Below are 14,184 nucleotides of genomic sequence, written 5' to 3'. Positions count from 1 at the left end.
GGAGATCCACATGAATGAGCCGTTTGACCTTGAGCGTTTTGTTGCCGCGCAAAACACCGGCGGAACCTATGAGCAGGCGCTGGGCGAGCTGCAGGTGGGCACTAAGTCGGGGCATTGGATGTGGTTTGTCTTCCCGCAGCTTGCCGGGCTGGGGCAGAGCGACACGTCACGCAGGTATGCCATTTCGTCCCTTGCGGAGGCGCGCGCGTACTTGGACCACGAGGTGCTGGGTCCACGGCTGCTGGAGTGCGCGCTGGTCCTGGCGAACCATGCCGACCAGTCCGCCGAAAACATCTTCGGTGGCATCGATGCCAAGAAGCTCCGCTCCTCCATGACACTGTTTCTCCGGGCGGCGCCCGGAGAAACAGTGTTCAAGACCGTCCTGGCCCAGTTCTTCAACGGAGAACCGGACCCGGCCACCGACGAACTCCTGGCCGGCCTGGACGCGGGGGACTGACCGCGGAGGCGGTGCGGCGGCAGCGTGTGCGCCGCACCGCCCAGGCGGCCGGGGGGTTACGGCGTCGGGCTGCCGCCGTTGACGTTGAGCGTTTCGCCCACCACGTAGCTGGATTCGGGCGAGGCCAGGAACACGTAGGCCGGGGCAAGCTCAGCAGGGTGGCCCGCCCGGCCCAGGGGAGTGGACTGGCCGAATTCCGGCAATTCCTCCTTGGGCTGGCCGCTGCTGACCTGCAGCGGGGTCCAGATGGGGCCCGGTGCCACGGCGTTCACCCGGATGCCCTTGGGGGCCAGCTGCTGCGCCAGGCCCTTGGTGAAGTTGTTGATGCTGGCCTTCGTGGTGGCGTAGTCCACGAGGGTCGGCGACGGGTTGTAGGCCTGGATGGACGTGGTGTTGATGATGGTTGAGCCTGCCGGCATATGCGGCACCGCGGCCTTGGTCACCCAGAACATGGCATAGACGTTCGTCTTCAGGGTGTGGTCGAACTGCTCGTCGCTGATGTCTTCCAGGTCCTCCTGCGCAACCTGCTTTCCGGCGTTGTTGACCAGGATGTCAACCCCGCCCAGCACCGCCACCGCCGTGTCCACCAGTTCCCGGCAGGCGGCGGAGTCCTTGAGGTCCCCCGGTACCTTGACGGCCTTGCGGCCCGCAGCCTCAATGATTCCGGCAATGCGCGCGGCGTCCTCCTCTTCCTGCGGCAGGTAGGAAAGCACGACGTCGGCACCCTCCCTGGCAAAGGCGATCGCCGTTGCTGCTCCGATGCCTGAGTCCGCGCCGGTCACGATGGCCCGGCGGCCATCGAGGCGGCCTGTGCCCCGGTAGGTTTCTTCGCCGAGGTCGGCCTTGGGCGCCAGTGCCGCATCAAGTCCCGGCTCCGGCTGGTGCTGCTTGGGCGGGGAGATCTTTTCGTAGGCAGTCACGGGATTACGGAAGGTGTACTGGTCGGTCATGGTGGTACTCCTGTTCGTGCGGGACACGGGCTGGTTCGTTGCCCGGGATGGTGAAGCAGCAAGGCTGCGCAGGGCAGCCTTGAAAAACTAAGCATGCTTACCGTTCCAGCCTAGGCAAAAGTTGCCGCGCTGCCAAGCGGCCCCGCGATCAGCCGCGCTGGACCTCTACCAGCCTGACTTCGGCCAGGCGCCCGCCGTCCACCACGGCCTCCATGTAGGTGCAGGCCGGCTGGCGGCGCCGATCGGTGGGCGAGCCGGGATTCAGCAGCCGCAACCCACCGGGCGACACCGTGTCCCAGGGAATGTGGCTGTGCCCGAACACCAGCACGTCAGTGCCCGGATACAGTGCCTCGCACCGCAGTTCGCGGCCCTTTGCCTGGCCGGTCTCGTGGACCATCGCAAAACGCACCCCGTCCAGGACCGCGGTGGTTTGCGCGGGCAACCGCCTGCGAAGGTCGGGGCCGTCGTTGTTGCCGTAAACGCCCAGCAGGCGCCGGCTCCGGTGCTCGAACTCGTCGAGCAGCGGAGCCTCTACCCAGTCACCCGCGTGGAACACCACGTCGGCCTCGTCCACGGCGTGCCACACCTGCGCCGGCAGGCTCCTGGCCCGCTTGGGCACGTGCGTGTCGGCGATCAGGAGCAGGTTCAACGGCATATCCGAATCCTGCCATGACGCCCTGTTCCCGTGCTGCCCGGAGTCGTAATCTGGGGGCTGGGAGGTGATTGCCATGGAGGCAGCCCAAGGCGACCGCATCGTGGTGCACGGGAGGACCGTGGGGTCCACGGACCGGCACGGAGTGATCATCGAGGTGCGGGGCGAGGGCGGGCACCCGCCGTACCTTGTCCGCTTTGATGACGGGCACGAAACCGTCATGTATCCCGGCGGCGATTTCGCCGTCGACCACGGACACGGCACCTGACGGTCCAGCGGGACTGCAGCCCCCCGCTGCACCTGTCAGACTGGACCAATGGATCATTTCCCGTCCGCCGGCATGTCCGCCACTTCACCGCAGCGCACCGGTCCGCGTGACCCGGGGGACGCCTGGGTGGAAGGGGACCGCGGCCGCTACTGGGGCCGGTTCGGCGCGGCCGGCGTCCTCGCGTGGGACCCCGCCAAGGGGGTGCTCCTTCAACACCGTGCCGTCTGGAGCCACAACGGGGGCACCTGGGGCCTGCCCGGCGGCGCGTTGCACCAGGGCGAAGAACCCGTTGACGGCGCCCTTCGTGAAGCCTATGAAGAAGCCGCCGTCCCGTCTGAGAGCGTGGAAGTGCTGTTCACTTCCGTGCTGGACCATGGTTACTGGTCCTACACCACGGTGGTGGTGCGGGTGCGGGAATCCTTTGAACCGGTGATCAGCGACCCCGAAAGTATCGCCTTGCTCTGGATCCCGGTGGCGGAGGTGGACGCCCTGGACCTGCACCCCGGTTTCGCCGCGGCCTGGCCGGACCTGCTGGCACGGCTGGACGCCGGGCTGGACACTGACGAACCCTGGGCCGGCGAGCGCTGGTAGGCCGGCCTCCCGGACCGTTGACCAAGGGCCGGCGCCGGGATACCGGGGCTAGTACCCCTCGCCGTACTCCGCGGTGACCAGGATGGGCAAGTGGTCGGAATTTCCGCGCGGCAGCGTTTCCACGCTGGCGATGTCCAGGCCCAAGGACGTGGCAAAGTCGAAATGGCCCTTGAACACCTTGTACCGGGTGTAGGTCCGCCGGTTGCTCAGGGAGAGGGCGTACCCGGAGTTCTTCATATGCATGTCCAGGTTCTTGGTGAAGAACGGGTAGTTGAAGTCGCCCACCATCAGGGTCATCAGGCCCCTTCCCATGCTCAGCAGTTCCGCATGGGCAGCATGGATCTGTTTCCGCCGCAAAGAGTTTGATGCCGTCAACGGGGCTGCATGGAAGGAGCCGATCACCAGTTCATGCTGCGTCTCGGTGTCCATCACCCGGGTGCCGATCAGCCGCTCGTGTGCCGGCGCCAGCACCCTGTCGTGCATGGACTTCTTCAACGCGAAGGACTGCGTGTCCAGGGCGGTGAAGCGGCTGGTGCGGTAGTAGATGGCCAGCCCCAGCCGGTTGCCCTTCGTGGCATCCGCCAGGTGCAGGGGTCCAAGGGTTTCCGGGAGGTCGCTGGCGTCCACTTCCTGGAGGCACAGCGCATCGATGTCATGGTTCCGGGCCAGGGCGAGGAGCTCGCCGCTGGCCTTGTGCTTGCGGAGGTTGTAGCTGATGACGCGCATGAAACACCTCTTTTGAGGGTTGCTGACAGGACCAGTTCCTTACTCTAGTCCGATTGCCACCCGCACCCTCCAACATTTCGCTGCCTGCGCTGCCGTGCCGTGCCATGTCCCCGGGAGATAGAGTTAGTGGCAATTCACTGAATTTCCGTAAGGGGCCAGCCTTGACCGCAGACCTGCCTGAACTCGCCGAAGGCAACTTCTACTACCAGGACCTGGGCGGCGCCCGGTTCCGGTCCACCATCCATGCCCAGGGCGCCTGGAACGTCCACGAACAGCACATGGCGCCGGCATCGGGCCTCATGGCGGACGTCCTTGAACGGCACCAGCCACGGGACGACATGCGGATGGCCCGCATCAGCTACGAGATCCTTGGGCTGATTCCCGGCGGGGAATTCCGGATCGACACCGCCACCCTGCGGCCCGGCAAAACCATCGAACTGGTGCAGGCGGAACTGGTGGCCGGCGGGCGCACCGCCATCCGCGCCACCGGGTGGCGCATGCTGACCAGCGATACCGCCGGCGTTGCCGCCGTCGAGGACACCGCCATTCCCGGCCCGGACGAATGCAAACCGTACGACGCCGCAGCCATTTGGCCCGGCGGCTACATCCGCTCCCTCGAAATGAGGGTGGCTGAGGGCCACCGCCCTGGGTCCGGCAAGGTGTGGCTCCGCACCGACCACCCGCTGACCAGCGCCGCCGACAGCGGCGACCTGGCCCGGCTCATGGGCCTGGTTGATACAGCCAACGGCATCGCTGCCCGGGTTCCGCCGGGAGAGGGCAGCTACGCGTTCCCCAACCTGGACCTGCAGATCCACATGTACCGCCGTCCCCAGGGGGAATGGCTGGGACTGGACAACGCCGTCTCCTTCGGCACCGATGGCATCGGGCTGACATCCACCGTGCTCCACGACCTGCAGGGCCCGTTCGGCCGGGCCGAACAAATCCTGACACTGCGCAAATCCTGACTTTCCCCGGCTATGGTGCAGGCATGTATCGCTGAGTATCGTTGTATATCGTTCGCGATCGGCAAAGGAGTTCATCATGCGTGCTTCACACCCTGCAGGCGGATTTGGCGGAAACAACCTCGATGGCATGTGGCAGGCCGTCGAGGAGCTGCGTTCCCGGTTTGAGAAGCGGGCCGGAACCCGGGCCGGAAAAGGCGAAGTGCGGGCGGCGGTCCTGGCACTGCTCGCGGAGCAGCCCATGCACGGGTACCAGATTATCCGGGAGATCGAGGAGCGCAGCGGCGGCAGCTGGAAGCCGAGCGCAGGTTCGGTGTACCCGACGCTGCAGCTGCTGGCGGATGAAGGATCGATCAGTGCCGAGGAAGCGAACGGCCGCAAGATCTATTCGCTGACCGAAGCCGGCCGCGAGGAAGTGGCGGCCACCCATGGCTCGGCCCCCTGGGATCCGGCCGGTCAGATGTCCGGCGGCGTTGCTTCCCTCCCCAAAGCCGGGATCGAGCTGGCCCAGGCCGCGGCGCAGGTGGGACGCACGGGGTCCCAGGACCAGGTGCACCAGGCCGTGGCGGTGCTGGATGAGGCCCGCCGCCGCCTGTACGCGATCCTCGCCCAGGACTGAACCGGGTGGCGTCCACGGTCCAGGGCGGGGCCAACCCTCCGCCACCCCTGCGGGAGCACCGCGGGCGCTACCGGCGGATCCTGCGCTTCGCGGCATGGAACCTTGCCTCCACCTGGTGGTTCGAGCTGTTCCTGCCGCGGGTGGGACTCGGCCGGATGGCCGCGCGGAGCCGTTCCCGGCGGATGCGGCGCTTCGCCCAGCGGTTCCACGACCTGGCCGTGGAACTTGGGGGGCTCATGATCAAGGTGGGCCAGTTCCTGTCCTCGCGGCTTGATGTCCTGCCGCCGGAAATCACCAAGGAACTGGAGGGGCTGCAGGACGAGGTGCCCCCGGTGGCCTTCCCCGCCATCTCTGCCCTCGCGGCCCAGGAACTGGGGACGCCGCTGGAGCGCGTCTTTGCCTCCGTCGATCCAGCCCCCATCGCGGCGGCGTCCCTGGGCCAGGCGCACCGGGCACGCCTGGATTCCGTCGATGCCGGGGACACCGGCCTGGATGCCGTGGTCCTGAAGGTGCAGCGGCCGGGCATCGGCGCTATTGTCGACGTCGACCTCGCCGCCCTGCGCAGGGTTGCCGGCTGGCTCAGCCACATCCGGCTCGTTTCCCGCCGGGCGGACATGCCGGCGTTGGTGGAGGAGTTCGCCCAGACCAGCCTGCTGGAAATCGACTACCTGCATGAAGCCATCAATGCCGAGCGTTTTGCCGCGGACTTCGCCGGTGATAGCCGGGTGGAAGTTCCGGGCGTGGTGTGGGAGCGGACCACCCGCCGGGTGCTCACCCTGGAAGACGTCACTGCGATCAAGATCACGGACGTCCAGTCCCTCCGTGCCGCCGGCATCGATCCAGCAACCGTGGCCCCGGTGTTCGCGTCCATCATGTTCGACCAGCTGTTCACCAACGGCTTCTTCCACGCCGACCCGCATCCGGGTAACATCTTTGTCACCCCGGTTCCGCCAGGGGAAGGGGAACTGCCCTGGAAACTGACGTTCATCGATTTCGGCATGATGGGCGAGGTGACTGCCTCCACGCGCAGCGGGCTGCGGAAGCTGCTGATTGCGGCCGCCGCCCGGGACGGGAAGGGCCTGGTGGCGGCCATCAACGACGTGGGCGTCCTGATGCCGTCCGCGGACAGCGTTGGCCTGGAGCGCGCCATGACCCAGCTCTTTGCCCGTTTCGGCGGCATGGGCTTCGCCGAACTCCGCGACGTGGACCCCCGCGAGTTCCGTGACTTCGCAGTGGAGTTCGGCGACGTGGTCCGCTCACTGCCGTTCCAGCTGCCGGAAAACTTCCTGCTCATCATCCGGGCCATGTCCCTCACCTCCGGAGTATGCAGTGCCCTGGACGAGCGTTTCAACCTCTGGGACTCGGTGGAGCCGTACGCCGCCCGGCTGCTGCGGAACGAGCGGGGCAACGTGGTGCAGGACGCGGCCCGCCAGGCCATCGACGCCGCCGCTGTTGCCTTCCGCCTGCCAGGCCGGCTCGACGCCCTGGCAGGCCGCCTGGAGGAGGGATCGCTGCAGGTTGCCGTCCCGCGCCTGGAGCGCCAGGCTGCCCGGCTGGACCGGGCGGTGCGCCGCTCGGCGTCCGCCCTGGTCTTCGGAGCCCTGCTGCTCGCCGGGGCAGTGGTCCGGCCCGACGATGTTGCCCTGGGCAATGTGCTGATGACCGCATCCGCCGTTCCGCTGCTGCATGCCCTGTGGGTGGGGCGCCGGGGGCGTTAAGGCCGCCGCCGGCGTCGGGCGTAACCTAGGGATGGCCTGCCCATCCGCAGGTGTTGAACCTGTCGCCACCGAAGCTGTCGACGCTGAATGCCTGGGAGCCCCGCACTATGCACCACACCGGTACCGGATCCAGCACGCTCACCGTGGTGCGGCAGGATGTGTCGCTCGGCGCGGGCCGCGACCTTGAATTCGGGCTGGAGCTGCTGGCGAGGGCGCGAAGCGGCGGAATCGGTCCCACCCTGCGGCTGTACCGGCCCGCGCCCACGGTGGCGTTCGGGCAGCGGGATACGCGCCTGCCGGGATTTAAGGCCGCTGCCCAGGCATGCCGCGACAACGGTTTCGAACCCCTGGTCCGGAGGGCAGGCGGACGCGCAGCCGCCTACCACCGGGGCACCCTGGTGGTGGACCACATCGAGCCGGACACGGATGCCGTCGCCGGATCCAAGGCCCGGTTCGGGTACTTCGGCGGCCTGTTCGCGGACGCGCTGCAGCACGTAGGCGTGCAGGCGGCGGTAGGGGAGATCCCCGGCGAGTACTGTCCCGGCGAGTTCAGCGTCCACGGAACCGATGCCACGGACAGTTCCCGCAGGGTGAAACTGGTGGGCACCGCCCAAAGGGTGGTCTCCGGTGCGTGGCTCTTCAGCTCGGTGATCGTGGTGGAGGACTCCGCCCCGATCCGCAAAGTGCTTACCGACAGTTACGCGGCGCTTGGCCTGGACTGGGATCCTGCCACCGCCGGCGCCGCCAATGACCTGGTGCCGGGTGTGGACGTGGCCGCAGTGGAACAGGCCCTCCTGAAAACGTATGCGGGCCATGCCACCCTGGAAACTGCTTCCTTCAGCAGCCTGGGGGCATGACCCGCAGCAAGGGGTCCGGGGCGGCCGGTCAGGCAGCCAGGCGGCTCTTGACCTCGGCGGCGGAGGGGTTGGTGGCCGCGGTGCCGTCAGGGAAGAGGACCGTGGGGACGGTGCGGTTGCCGCCGTTCAGCTGCTCCACGAGCTCGGCAGTGCCGTCCACCTCTTCGATGTTGATTTCGTTGTAGCCAATCCCCTGGGCGTCCAGCTGCTTCTTGAGCCGGTTGCAGTAGCCGCACCACGTGGTGGAAAACATGGTGATGGTGCCGGATTCGGGAGTGAAGTCCACAGGGATCTCCTAAACGTCGCTTGAAAGGTTTCCTTACTGTCAACCGTAGCGCGGCGGCCGGTATTCCCGGGTGTCGATAGGCTGCTGCGGTGCCCGGATGACAGTTTGTGGCGCGCGGTGGCAAGCTGGTGCCATGTGTGGACGCTACGTAATGGCACGAGCCGTGGGGGACCTCCTGGCCGAGTTCGACGCCGAACTCGAGGATGAGGTGAGCATCCCGCCGTCGTGGAATGTCGCACCCACCGACGCCGTCCCGATCGTGCTGGAGCGGCTGGTGGAGGACAGTGCCGCGCCCCGCCAGGTGCGCCAGCTGCACGTGGCGCGCTGGGGCCTGGTTCCGTCCTGGGCCAAGGATCCAGGCATCGGCTCCCGCATGATCAACGCCAGGAGTGAATCGGTGCTGGACAAGCCTGCCTTCCGCAAGGCTGTGCAGTCCCGACGCTGTGCCGTCCCGGCCGATGGCTACTACGAATGGAAGCAAGGCCCGGGGAAGGCGAAGCAGCCGTACTACGTCCATCCCGGTGGGGACCGCGGCCTGGCCTTCGCCGGCCTGTATGAGTGGTGGAAGGACCCGTCCGTTCCGGAGGGGGAGCCGGGCCGCTGGTTGCTGTCCACCTCGATCCTCACGGCGGACACCCCTCCGCCCGGGGCGGAATCCACCATCTTTGGGAAGTTGACCGAACTCCACGACAGGGTGCCGCTGCCCATGGATAAGTCCACCATGGAGGCCTGGCTGGACCCGCAGGCCGATGATGCCGCCGCGCTGGTTGACCTGGTGCGGTCAGGGGTCAAGGACGCCGCTGCGGACTGGCACGTGGAATCGGTGGGCAAGGAAGTGGGCAACGTCCGCAACAACGGTCCGGAACTCATCCGCCCGGTGGAAGCGCTATTCTAGCAGCCCTGCGCGGGGTGTACTGCCCTCAGACGGTGACCGTACCGGCGTCGTCCACTGCCCAGGTGGGGTTGTACGCCACTTCCCAGCGAAAACCGTCGGGATCGGCAAAGTACCCCGTGTAGCCGCCCCAGGCCTTGGTGACGGGCTCGGCAATAACTGCTGCCCCCGCGGCAGCGGCCTGTTCCATGACGCTGTCCACCTCTTCGGGGCTGCCAAGGTTGTGGCTCAAGGTAATGCAGGGAATCCCGTCAGGTCGGCCGGTAACGGCTTCGGCCTGCATCTGGCGGGCATCCCAGAGCGAAAGCACCAGGCCGTGGTTCACCTGGATGAACAGCACTTCCCCGGCAACTTCGCGGTGGACCGGCCAACCGAGGCCATCAACGTAGAAGGCACGGGACTCCTCGACACTGCGCACGCCGAGGGAAATAAAGTCGACTCTGGGCTCCATGCTTCGATAGTGTCAGATGATGGCGACAATTCAAGGAAACGACCGGGATGCCCGCGCCGACAGGGAACAGCTCGCTGCTGTCCGGGTGGCCGTTGACGAAGTCGATGACCAGATCGTCACCCTGATCGCCCGCCGCGAGCGGCTGATCAGGATCGCCGGCACGCTGAAGGGCGACGACGCGGAAGTGCGTGCCCCGGGCCGCGTGGAGCGGATCATCGAACACGTGCGGTCGGCTGCGGAGAAAAAGGACATCGACCCGGACATCGTTGAAGCAACCTACCGGGCCATGATCTCCGCATTCATTGAACTTGAACTGCGGATCCACAAAGAAAACAGCTGAGGAAGCCTAAAGAGCTTCCTCCACCGGCACCCCGTGCTGGAACTCCCGGCCGTCCGCTTCACTGAAGGCTGACAGGACGTGCCCCTTCCCGAGCCCGTTCAAGGCCGTCATGGGAAAGCTTCCGGTGATGCTGTTCTCCGAGTGGGACACTCCGGACAGGTCGAAATCCTCCTCGATTCCCTGGTCCCGGTTGAACGAGTAGCAGGCGATTGCCTCCCCGTTCATGAATTCAATGCACAGCCGGCGCTGCGCCGAATAGTCGGGCGAGGCCCCCATCAGCCCCACCACGTAGGCGCCCGATACCGGAATGGTGCCGTCGATATCGAACGTCGCAACCAGGGTGGAGTCCTGGGTCTTGATGCTGGCCTGCTTCAGGAGCGCGTCATCGGTACTCATGCCAACATCCTGCTCCCTGCCGCACGCCCCGTCCACCCCCGCCTATGTTTTGGTGCGAACCCGGCGTAGACTGATTTTATTCGAATACATGTTCGAATATAGTTGTGATGGGCCAGGTCCGGGAGGTGCGCATGGGCATGTTCAGCGAATCCGTTGACGTGGCGTGTGCTGCCACCGGTGAGCCGGAATCATTGGTGTGGGCCGGTGTGTCCTACACCGTCTGCGCAGAACCCGTCCGCTGGTACGAACGCCGGCAGTGGTGGGCTGAGGACAGCAGGGCTCCGCTGGGCAGCGGGCCCGGAGTAGTGGACCACGAAATCTGGCGGGTCCAGGTGCTGCCAGCCCGGGGGGCCTCCCGTTCCGCCGCCGCGCAGGACCAGCCCGGGGAAGAAGCCCTGACCCTTGACCTTTCCCGCCATCTCCGCAGCAACCGTTGGCGGCTGGTGCGCATCCATGACGCCCTTCACCCCAGAACTGCCTGACCCGGAACAGCATGAGCTTTACCCACCTGCACGTTTCCACAGCCTTCAGCGCCCATTACGGAGTTTCCTGGCCGGAGGAACTGGCCATGGCTGCCGCCGCCGATGGCGCCACAGCCCTCGCCTGCACCGACCGGGACGGCCTGTACGGCACCATCAAGCACCTCAAAGCCTGCATGGCGGCGGGCATCGACCCCATTGTGGGGGTGGACCTTGCGGTATTTGACGACGACGGCGATCACCGCACCCAGGTAGCCGGCAGGGTGGTGGTGCTGGCCAGGGGGCAGAACAACGGTGCCGGCTACCGCGCCTTGTGCCGGCTTGTTTCCGATGCGCACGCGAGGACCTCCGGGAAAGCCGGGGGAGTGGTGCCGGCAGCGGTTACCCGGGCCGAGCTGGCCTCCCGCACCCTTGACCCCAAGACCCTCAAGCCGGTGCTGACGGTACTGCTCGGCCCGGACTCGGACGTGGGCCGGGCCATGGGCGGGCGGCGCTACCTGCGTCCCAGGACCCTGTTCAAGCAATGGCTTGACGCAATGCCCGCCGGAACGGTGGTGGCGGAAACCGTCTCCCAACTCAGCGCGCCAGGCAGCCCATTCAGCACGGCGCACGCTGTGCGCATGCTGCGGCTCGCGGAGGAACACCACGTTCCTGCAGTCCTCACCAACGCCGTCCGGTATTGCGCAGCGGACGGCGCACCAACCGCAGATGTCCTGGACTCTGCACGGACCTTGAAGTCCCTGCCTGAACTGGCAGGGGAACCACTGCTGCAACCCACTGGCCAGGGGTGGTTGAAATCAGCGGATCAAATGCTGGGCCTTGGCAAGGAAATCATCTCCGCCGCCGGTTATGGTGCCGCAGACCTCAAGCAATTGATGGCGCAGACCGAGGCGCTCGCCGACCTCTGCAGGATCGACCCCGCCACTGACATGGGATGGAAACAGCCCGTGGTGCCGGAAGCTGCCGTCATCGGTATCAGCCAGGATCCCCATACAGAACTCCTCCAGCGCTGCCATGCGGGAATCGGCAGGCGGTTCCCTGGCATCGGAGGTACGGCGGAACGGGACATGCTGGCCCGTTTGGACCATGAACTGGGGATCATCAACAACCTGGGCTTTTCCTCCTACTTCCTCACTGTTGCCGAGGTCTCCAGGATGATCCAGGACATGGGGGTCAGGGCGGCAGCCAGGGGATCGGGAGCATCCAGCCTGGTCAACTACTTGATTGACGTCAGCCACGTGAACCCCCTCCAGCATGACCTGATCTTTGAACGCTTCCTCTCCAACGACCGTGCCACGCTCCCGGACATCGACATTGACGTCGAAAGCGCCGAACGCCACAACGTCTACCGCCGGATCTTCGAGCGTTTCGGCTCCGAGCGCGTAACCCTGATGAGCATGCAGAACGGATACCGGGCCCGTGGTGCAGTCCGCGACGCCGGGCTGGCGCTGGGCATGGATGATGGCGAGGTGGGGGAGATCGCCAAGCAGCTGTGGCGGTTTTCCGCACGGAAATTCCGTGAAGCCCTCCAGGAAAAACCCGAACTGCGGGAATTTGCCGGAAGGGTGGAGCAGTCCGACGCGCAGGGAAACCAGCAACTTGACCTGCTGGTAGACCTGACCGAACGACTCGACCGGTTGCCGCGCCACATATCCATGCACCCATGCGGGGTGATCCTGGGCGATGCCACGCTCCTGGACCGCACACCGGTCCAGCCAAGCGGACTTGGCCTGCCCATGAGCCAGTTCGACAAACACGACATGGACCCCATGGGCATGCTCAAACTCGATGTCCTGGGTGTCCGCATGCAAAGCGCCATGGCTTTTGCCGTCCGGGAAATCATCAGGATCCACCCCTCAAAGGAAGAAGTGGTGGAGGCCGGGACCCACCCCGCAGGACCTGTTGGTTCGGGGCCGGATTACATTGCCGCCAACGGCAGGATCGACCTGAATGCCGTCCCCCTCGACGACGAAGCCACCTATGAGCTGATCAGGAGCACGCATACCCTTGGCTGCTTCCAGATCGAATCCCCCGGACAGCGCGAATTGATCGGCAAGATGGCGCCACGGGAGTTCAACGACCTCATCATCGATATTTCCCTGTTCCGCCCGGGGCCCATGAAATCGGACATGGTACGGCCTTTCCTGGAACACCGGCACGGGTTCGCCCCCGAGGTCTACCCGCACCCTGACCTCAAACCAGTGCTGCAGGAAACCCACGGGGTCACGGTTTTCCACGAACAGATCCTGAAGACGCTGGATGTCATGACCGGCTGCGGGCTGGCCAAAGCCGATGAATTCCGCAGGGCGTTGAGCAACGAGGCCGGTGAAGCCAGGGTGGAGGAGTACTTCCGGCGCCATGCCAAGGGCAACGGGTATACCCCTGAAGTAGTGGACAAGGTGTGGGGGACATTGAAGTCCTTTGCCAGTTTCGGTTTCTGCAAGGCCCACGGGGCCGCCTTCGCCGTCCCCACCTACCAGTCCGCCTGGCTGAAGACACACCACCCCGAAGCTTTCCTTGCAGGCCTGTGGGAGCACGACCCCGGCATGTATCCCAAACGGCTGCTGGTGGCCGAAGCCCGCCGGTTGGGTATCCCCATCCTTCCCCTGGACATTAACCGGAGCAAAGCCGAATACCGGGTGGAGCGGATCGCGTCAGGCGCGGATGCGGGCCGGCTCGGAATCCGGCTCAGTCTGAACGGAATCTACGGCCTGTCTGCTGCAGAACTGAAACGGATCGTCGCCGGCCAGCCTTACGACTCGCTGGCGGACCTTCGGGCGCGCTCGCGGCTGAGCAAGCCCAGCATCAGGCGCCTTGCGCAGCTGGGGGCTTTTGATTCCCTGCACCGGGAAGCCGGAGGCCCTGCCAACCGCGCGGACCTGGTGCACCATCTGCAGCAGCTCCAAACAGCAAAGACAGGAAAGAAGGGCGTTGAGGTCCTGGAAGGGCAGTTGTCCCTGCCCCTGGGCGACATCGAACTGCGCAATATCAAACCCGGGCTTCCAGCCCCCACGGTGGTGGAAAACGTCCGGGCGGAACTTGACCTCATGGCCGTGGATGTCAGTACCCACTTGATGGACAGCCACCGGCCCCTGCTGGAGCGGCTGGGCGTCACCACGGCAGATAAGCTCCTCAGCCTGCGCAACGGCACCGAAGTGCTGGTGGCGGGGGTTCGGGTTGCCACCCAGACGCCGCCCATGCGCGGCGGAAGGCGGGTGGTGTTCATCAGCATCGATGACGGTACCGGCTGCGTGGATTCAGTGTTCTTCCACGAGGCCCAGGAAAGCGCCGGTCCGCTGCTGTTTGGTACCCGCCTGCTGCTGATCCGTGGAACCACCAGAAGGACCGGTCCCAGGGGCATCAGCATCAGCGCGTCCATGGCGTGGGACCTGAGCCGAACGGAGAGCCTGCCCTTCCCGGAATCCGGCACAGGGCCCGCCCCTGTGTCCAGGCATGATGCCGCCGGAGATGGGCCGCATCCGCTGGATGGCATCAGCAGGACGCTTGCGATCACCGGGTTCAACGGGTGAGAGCTGCGTC

At 66.0% G+C, this 14,184-nt stretch carries 17 protein-coding genes; 11 read left to right on the top strand and 6 right to left on the bottom strand.

From position 1 onward, the window contains the following. Nucleotides 1-10 precede the first annotated feature (10 nt). The gene (locus tag AC1DIP_RS08345) at nt 11-457 is read left to right on the top strand and encodes a DUF1810 family protein (RefSeq protein ID WP_476211314.1); all 447 of its coding nucleotides are present in this window, start codon (nt 11-13) and stop codon (nt 455-457) included. Nucleotides 458-513: 56 nt separating this feature from the next. Here the strand turns inward: AC1DIP_RS08345 and AC1DIP_RS08340 are convergent, their stop codons facing one another. Both AC1DIP_RS08340 and AC1DIP_RS08335 read right to left on the bottom strand, forming a co-directional pair. After that, on the bottom strand, nt 514-1,407 hold the full coding sequence (locus AC1DIP_RS08340; protein ID WP_477733462.1) for a glucose 1-dehydrogenase: 894 nt from the start codon (nt 1,405-1,407) through the stop codon (nt 514-516). A gap of 148 nt (nt 1,408-1,555) precedes the next feature. Then, a complete protein-coding gene (locus AC1DIP_RS08335) occupies nt 1,556-2,062 on the bottom strand; it encodes a metallophosphoesterase family protein (protein ID WP_477733461.1) in 507 nt (168 codons plus the stop codon). 73 nt (nt 2,063-2,135) lie between these two features. Between AC1DIP_RS08335 and AC1DIP_RS08330 the strand changes: the two genes are divergently transcribed. Both AC1DIP_RS08330 and AC1DIP_RS08325 read left to right on the top strand, forming a co-directional pair. Then, the gene (locus tag AC1DIP_RS08330; RefSeq protein ID WP_476211312.1) at nt 2,136-2,327 is read left to right on the top strand and encodes a DUF1918 domain-containing protein; all 192 of its coding nucleotides are present in this window, start codon (nt 2,136-2,138) and stop codon (nt 2,325-2,327) included. A gap of 48 nt (nt 2,328-2,375) precedes the next feature. Then, nucleotides 2,376-2,918 carry an NUDIX domain-containing protein gene (locus AC1DIP_RS08325; RefSeq protein WP_477733460.1) on the top strand — a complete coding sequence of 181 codons (543 nt, stop codon included), beginning with the start codon at nt 2,376-2,378 and terminating at the stop codon, nt 2,916-2,918. Between the two features lie 48 nt (nt 2,919-2,966). Here the strand turns inward: AC1DIP_RS08325 and AC1DIP_RS08320 are convergent, their stop codons facing one another. Continuing rightward, a complete protein-coding gene (locus tag AC1DIP_RS08320; protein ID WP_141160303.1) occupies nt 2,967-3,644 on the bottom strand; it encodes an endonuclease/exonuclease/phosphatase family protein in 678 nt (225 codons plus the stop codon). Nucleotides 3,645-3,805: 161 nt separating this feature from the next. Between AC1DIP_RS08320 and AC1DIP_RS08315 the strand changes: the two genes are divergently transcribed. The 4 genes from AC1DIP_RS08315 (at nt 3,806) to AC1DIP_RS08300 (ending at nt 7,800) form a co-directional block, all read left to right on the top strand. Continuing rightward, complete coding sequence (locus AC1DIP_RS08315; RefSeq protein ID WP_477733459.1) at nt 3,806-4,609, top strand: thioesterase family protein; 804 nt, start codon at nt 3,806-3,808, stop codon at nt 4,607-4,609. A gap of 76 nt (nt 4,610-4,685) precedes the next feature. Then, nucleotides 4,686-5,225, top strand: a complete 540-nt coding sequence (locus AC1DIP_RS08310; protein WP_476211309.1) for a helix-turn-helix transcriptional regulator — start codon at nt 4,686-4,688, stop codon at nt 5,223-5,225. 5 nt (nt 5,226-5,230) lie between these two features. Beyond that, nucleotides 5,231-6,943, top strand: coding sequence for an ABC1 kinase family protein (locus AC1DIP_RS08305; protein ID WP_477733458.1), 1,713 nt, complete (start codon nt 5,231-5,233; stop codon nt 6,941-6,943). Between the two features lie 107 nt (nt 6,944-7,050). Beyond that, nucleotides 7,051-7,800 carry a lipoate--protein ligase family protein gene (locus AC1DIP_RS08300; protein WP_477733457.1) on the top strand — a complete coding sequence of 250 codons (750 nt, stop codon included), beginning with the start codon at nt 7,051-7,053 and terminating at the stop codon, nt 7,798-7,800. A 28-nt stretch (nt 7,801-7,828) separates the two neighbouring features. Here AC1DIP_RS08300 and AC1DIP_RS08295 read toward each other — a convergent pair whose 3' ends face one another. Further along, nucleotides 7,829-8,086, bottom strand: a complete 258-nt coding sequence (locus tag AC1DIP_RS08295; RefSeq protein WP_477733456.1) for a mycoredoxin — start codon at nt 8,084-8,086, stop codon at nt 7,829-7,831. Nucleotides 8,087-8,237: 151 nt separating this feature from the next. Between AC1DIP_RS08295 and AC1DIP_RS08290 the strand changes: the two genes are divergently transcribed. Further along, the gene (locus AC1DIP_RS08290; protein WP_477733455.1) at nt 8,238-8,981 is read left to right on the top strand and encodes an SOS response-associated peptidase; all 744 of its coding nucleotides are present in this window, start codon (nt 8,238-8,240) and stop codon (nt 8,979-8,981) included. 25 nt (nt 8,982-9,006) lie between these two features. Here AC1DIP_RS08290 and AC1DIP_RS08285 read toward each other — a convergent pair whose 3' ends face one another. Then, nucleotides 9,007-9,429 carry a VOC family protein gene (locus AC1DIP_RS08285; protein WP_477733454.1) on the bottom strand — a complete coding sequence of 141 codons (423 nt, stop codon included), beginning with the start codon at nt 9,427-9,429 and terminating at the stop codon, nt 9,007-9,009. A 19-nt stretch (nt 9,430-9,448) separates the two neighbouring features. On the opposite strand from AC1DIP_RS08285, the gene AC1DIP_RS08280 reads away from it, so the two are divergent. Next, complete coding sequence (locus AC1DIP_RS08280) at nt 9,449-9,769, top strand: chorismate mutase (RefSeq protein WP_168223142.1); 321 nt, start codon at nt 9,449-9,451, stop codon at nt 9,767-9,769. Nucleotides 9,770-9,775: 6 nt separating this feature from the next. Here AC1DIP_RS08280 and AC1DIP_RS08275 read toward each other — a convergent pair whose 3' ends face one another. Beyond that, a complete protein-coding gene (locus tag AC1DIP_RS08275; protein ID WP_476211292.1) occupies nt 9,776-10,165 on the bottom strand; it encodes a hypothetical protein in 390 nt (129 codons plus the stop codon). 131 nt (nt 10,166-10,296) lie between these two features. Between AC1DIP_RS08275 and AC1DIP_RS08270 the strand changes: the two genes are divergently transcribed. Continuing rightward, nucleotides 10,297-10,647, top strand: coding sequence for a DUF6504 family protein (locus AC1DIP_RS08270; protein ID WP_476211893.1), 351 nt, complete (start codon nt 10,297-10,299; stop codon nt 10,645-10,647). Nucleotides 10,648-10,658: 11 nt separating this feature from the next. Next, nucleotides 10,659-14,174: a DNA polymerase III subunit alpha gene (locus AC1DIP_RS08265; protein WP_477733453.1), complete on the top strand. Its 3,516-nt coding sequence runs from the start codon at nt 10,659-10,661 to the stop codon at nt 14,172-14,174. Nucleotides 14,175-14,184 lie beyond the last annotated feature (10 nt).

Source organism: Pseudarthrobacter sp. 05T312 (assembly GCF_056396685.1).
This window is presented reverse-complemented; position numbering and strand designations above follow the sequence as displayed.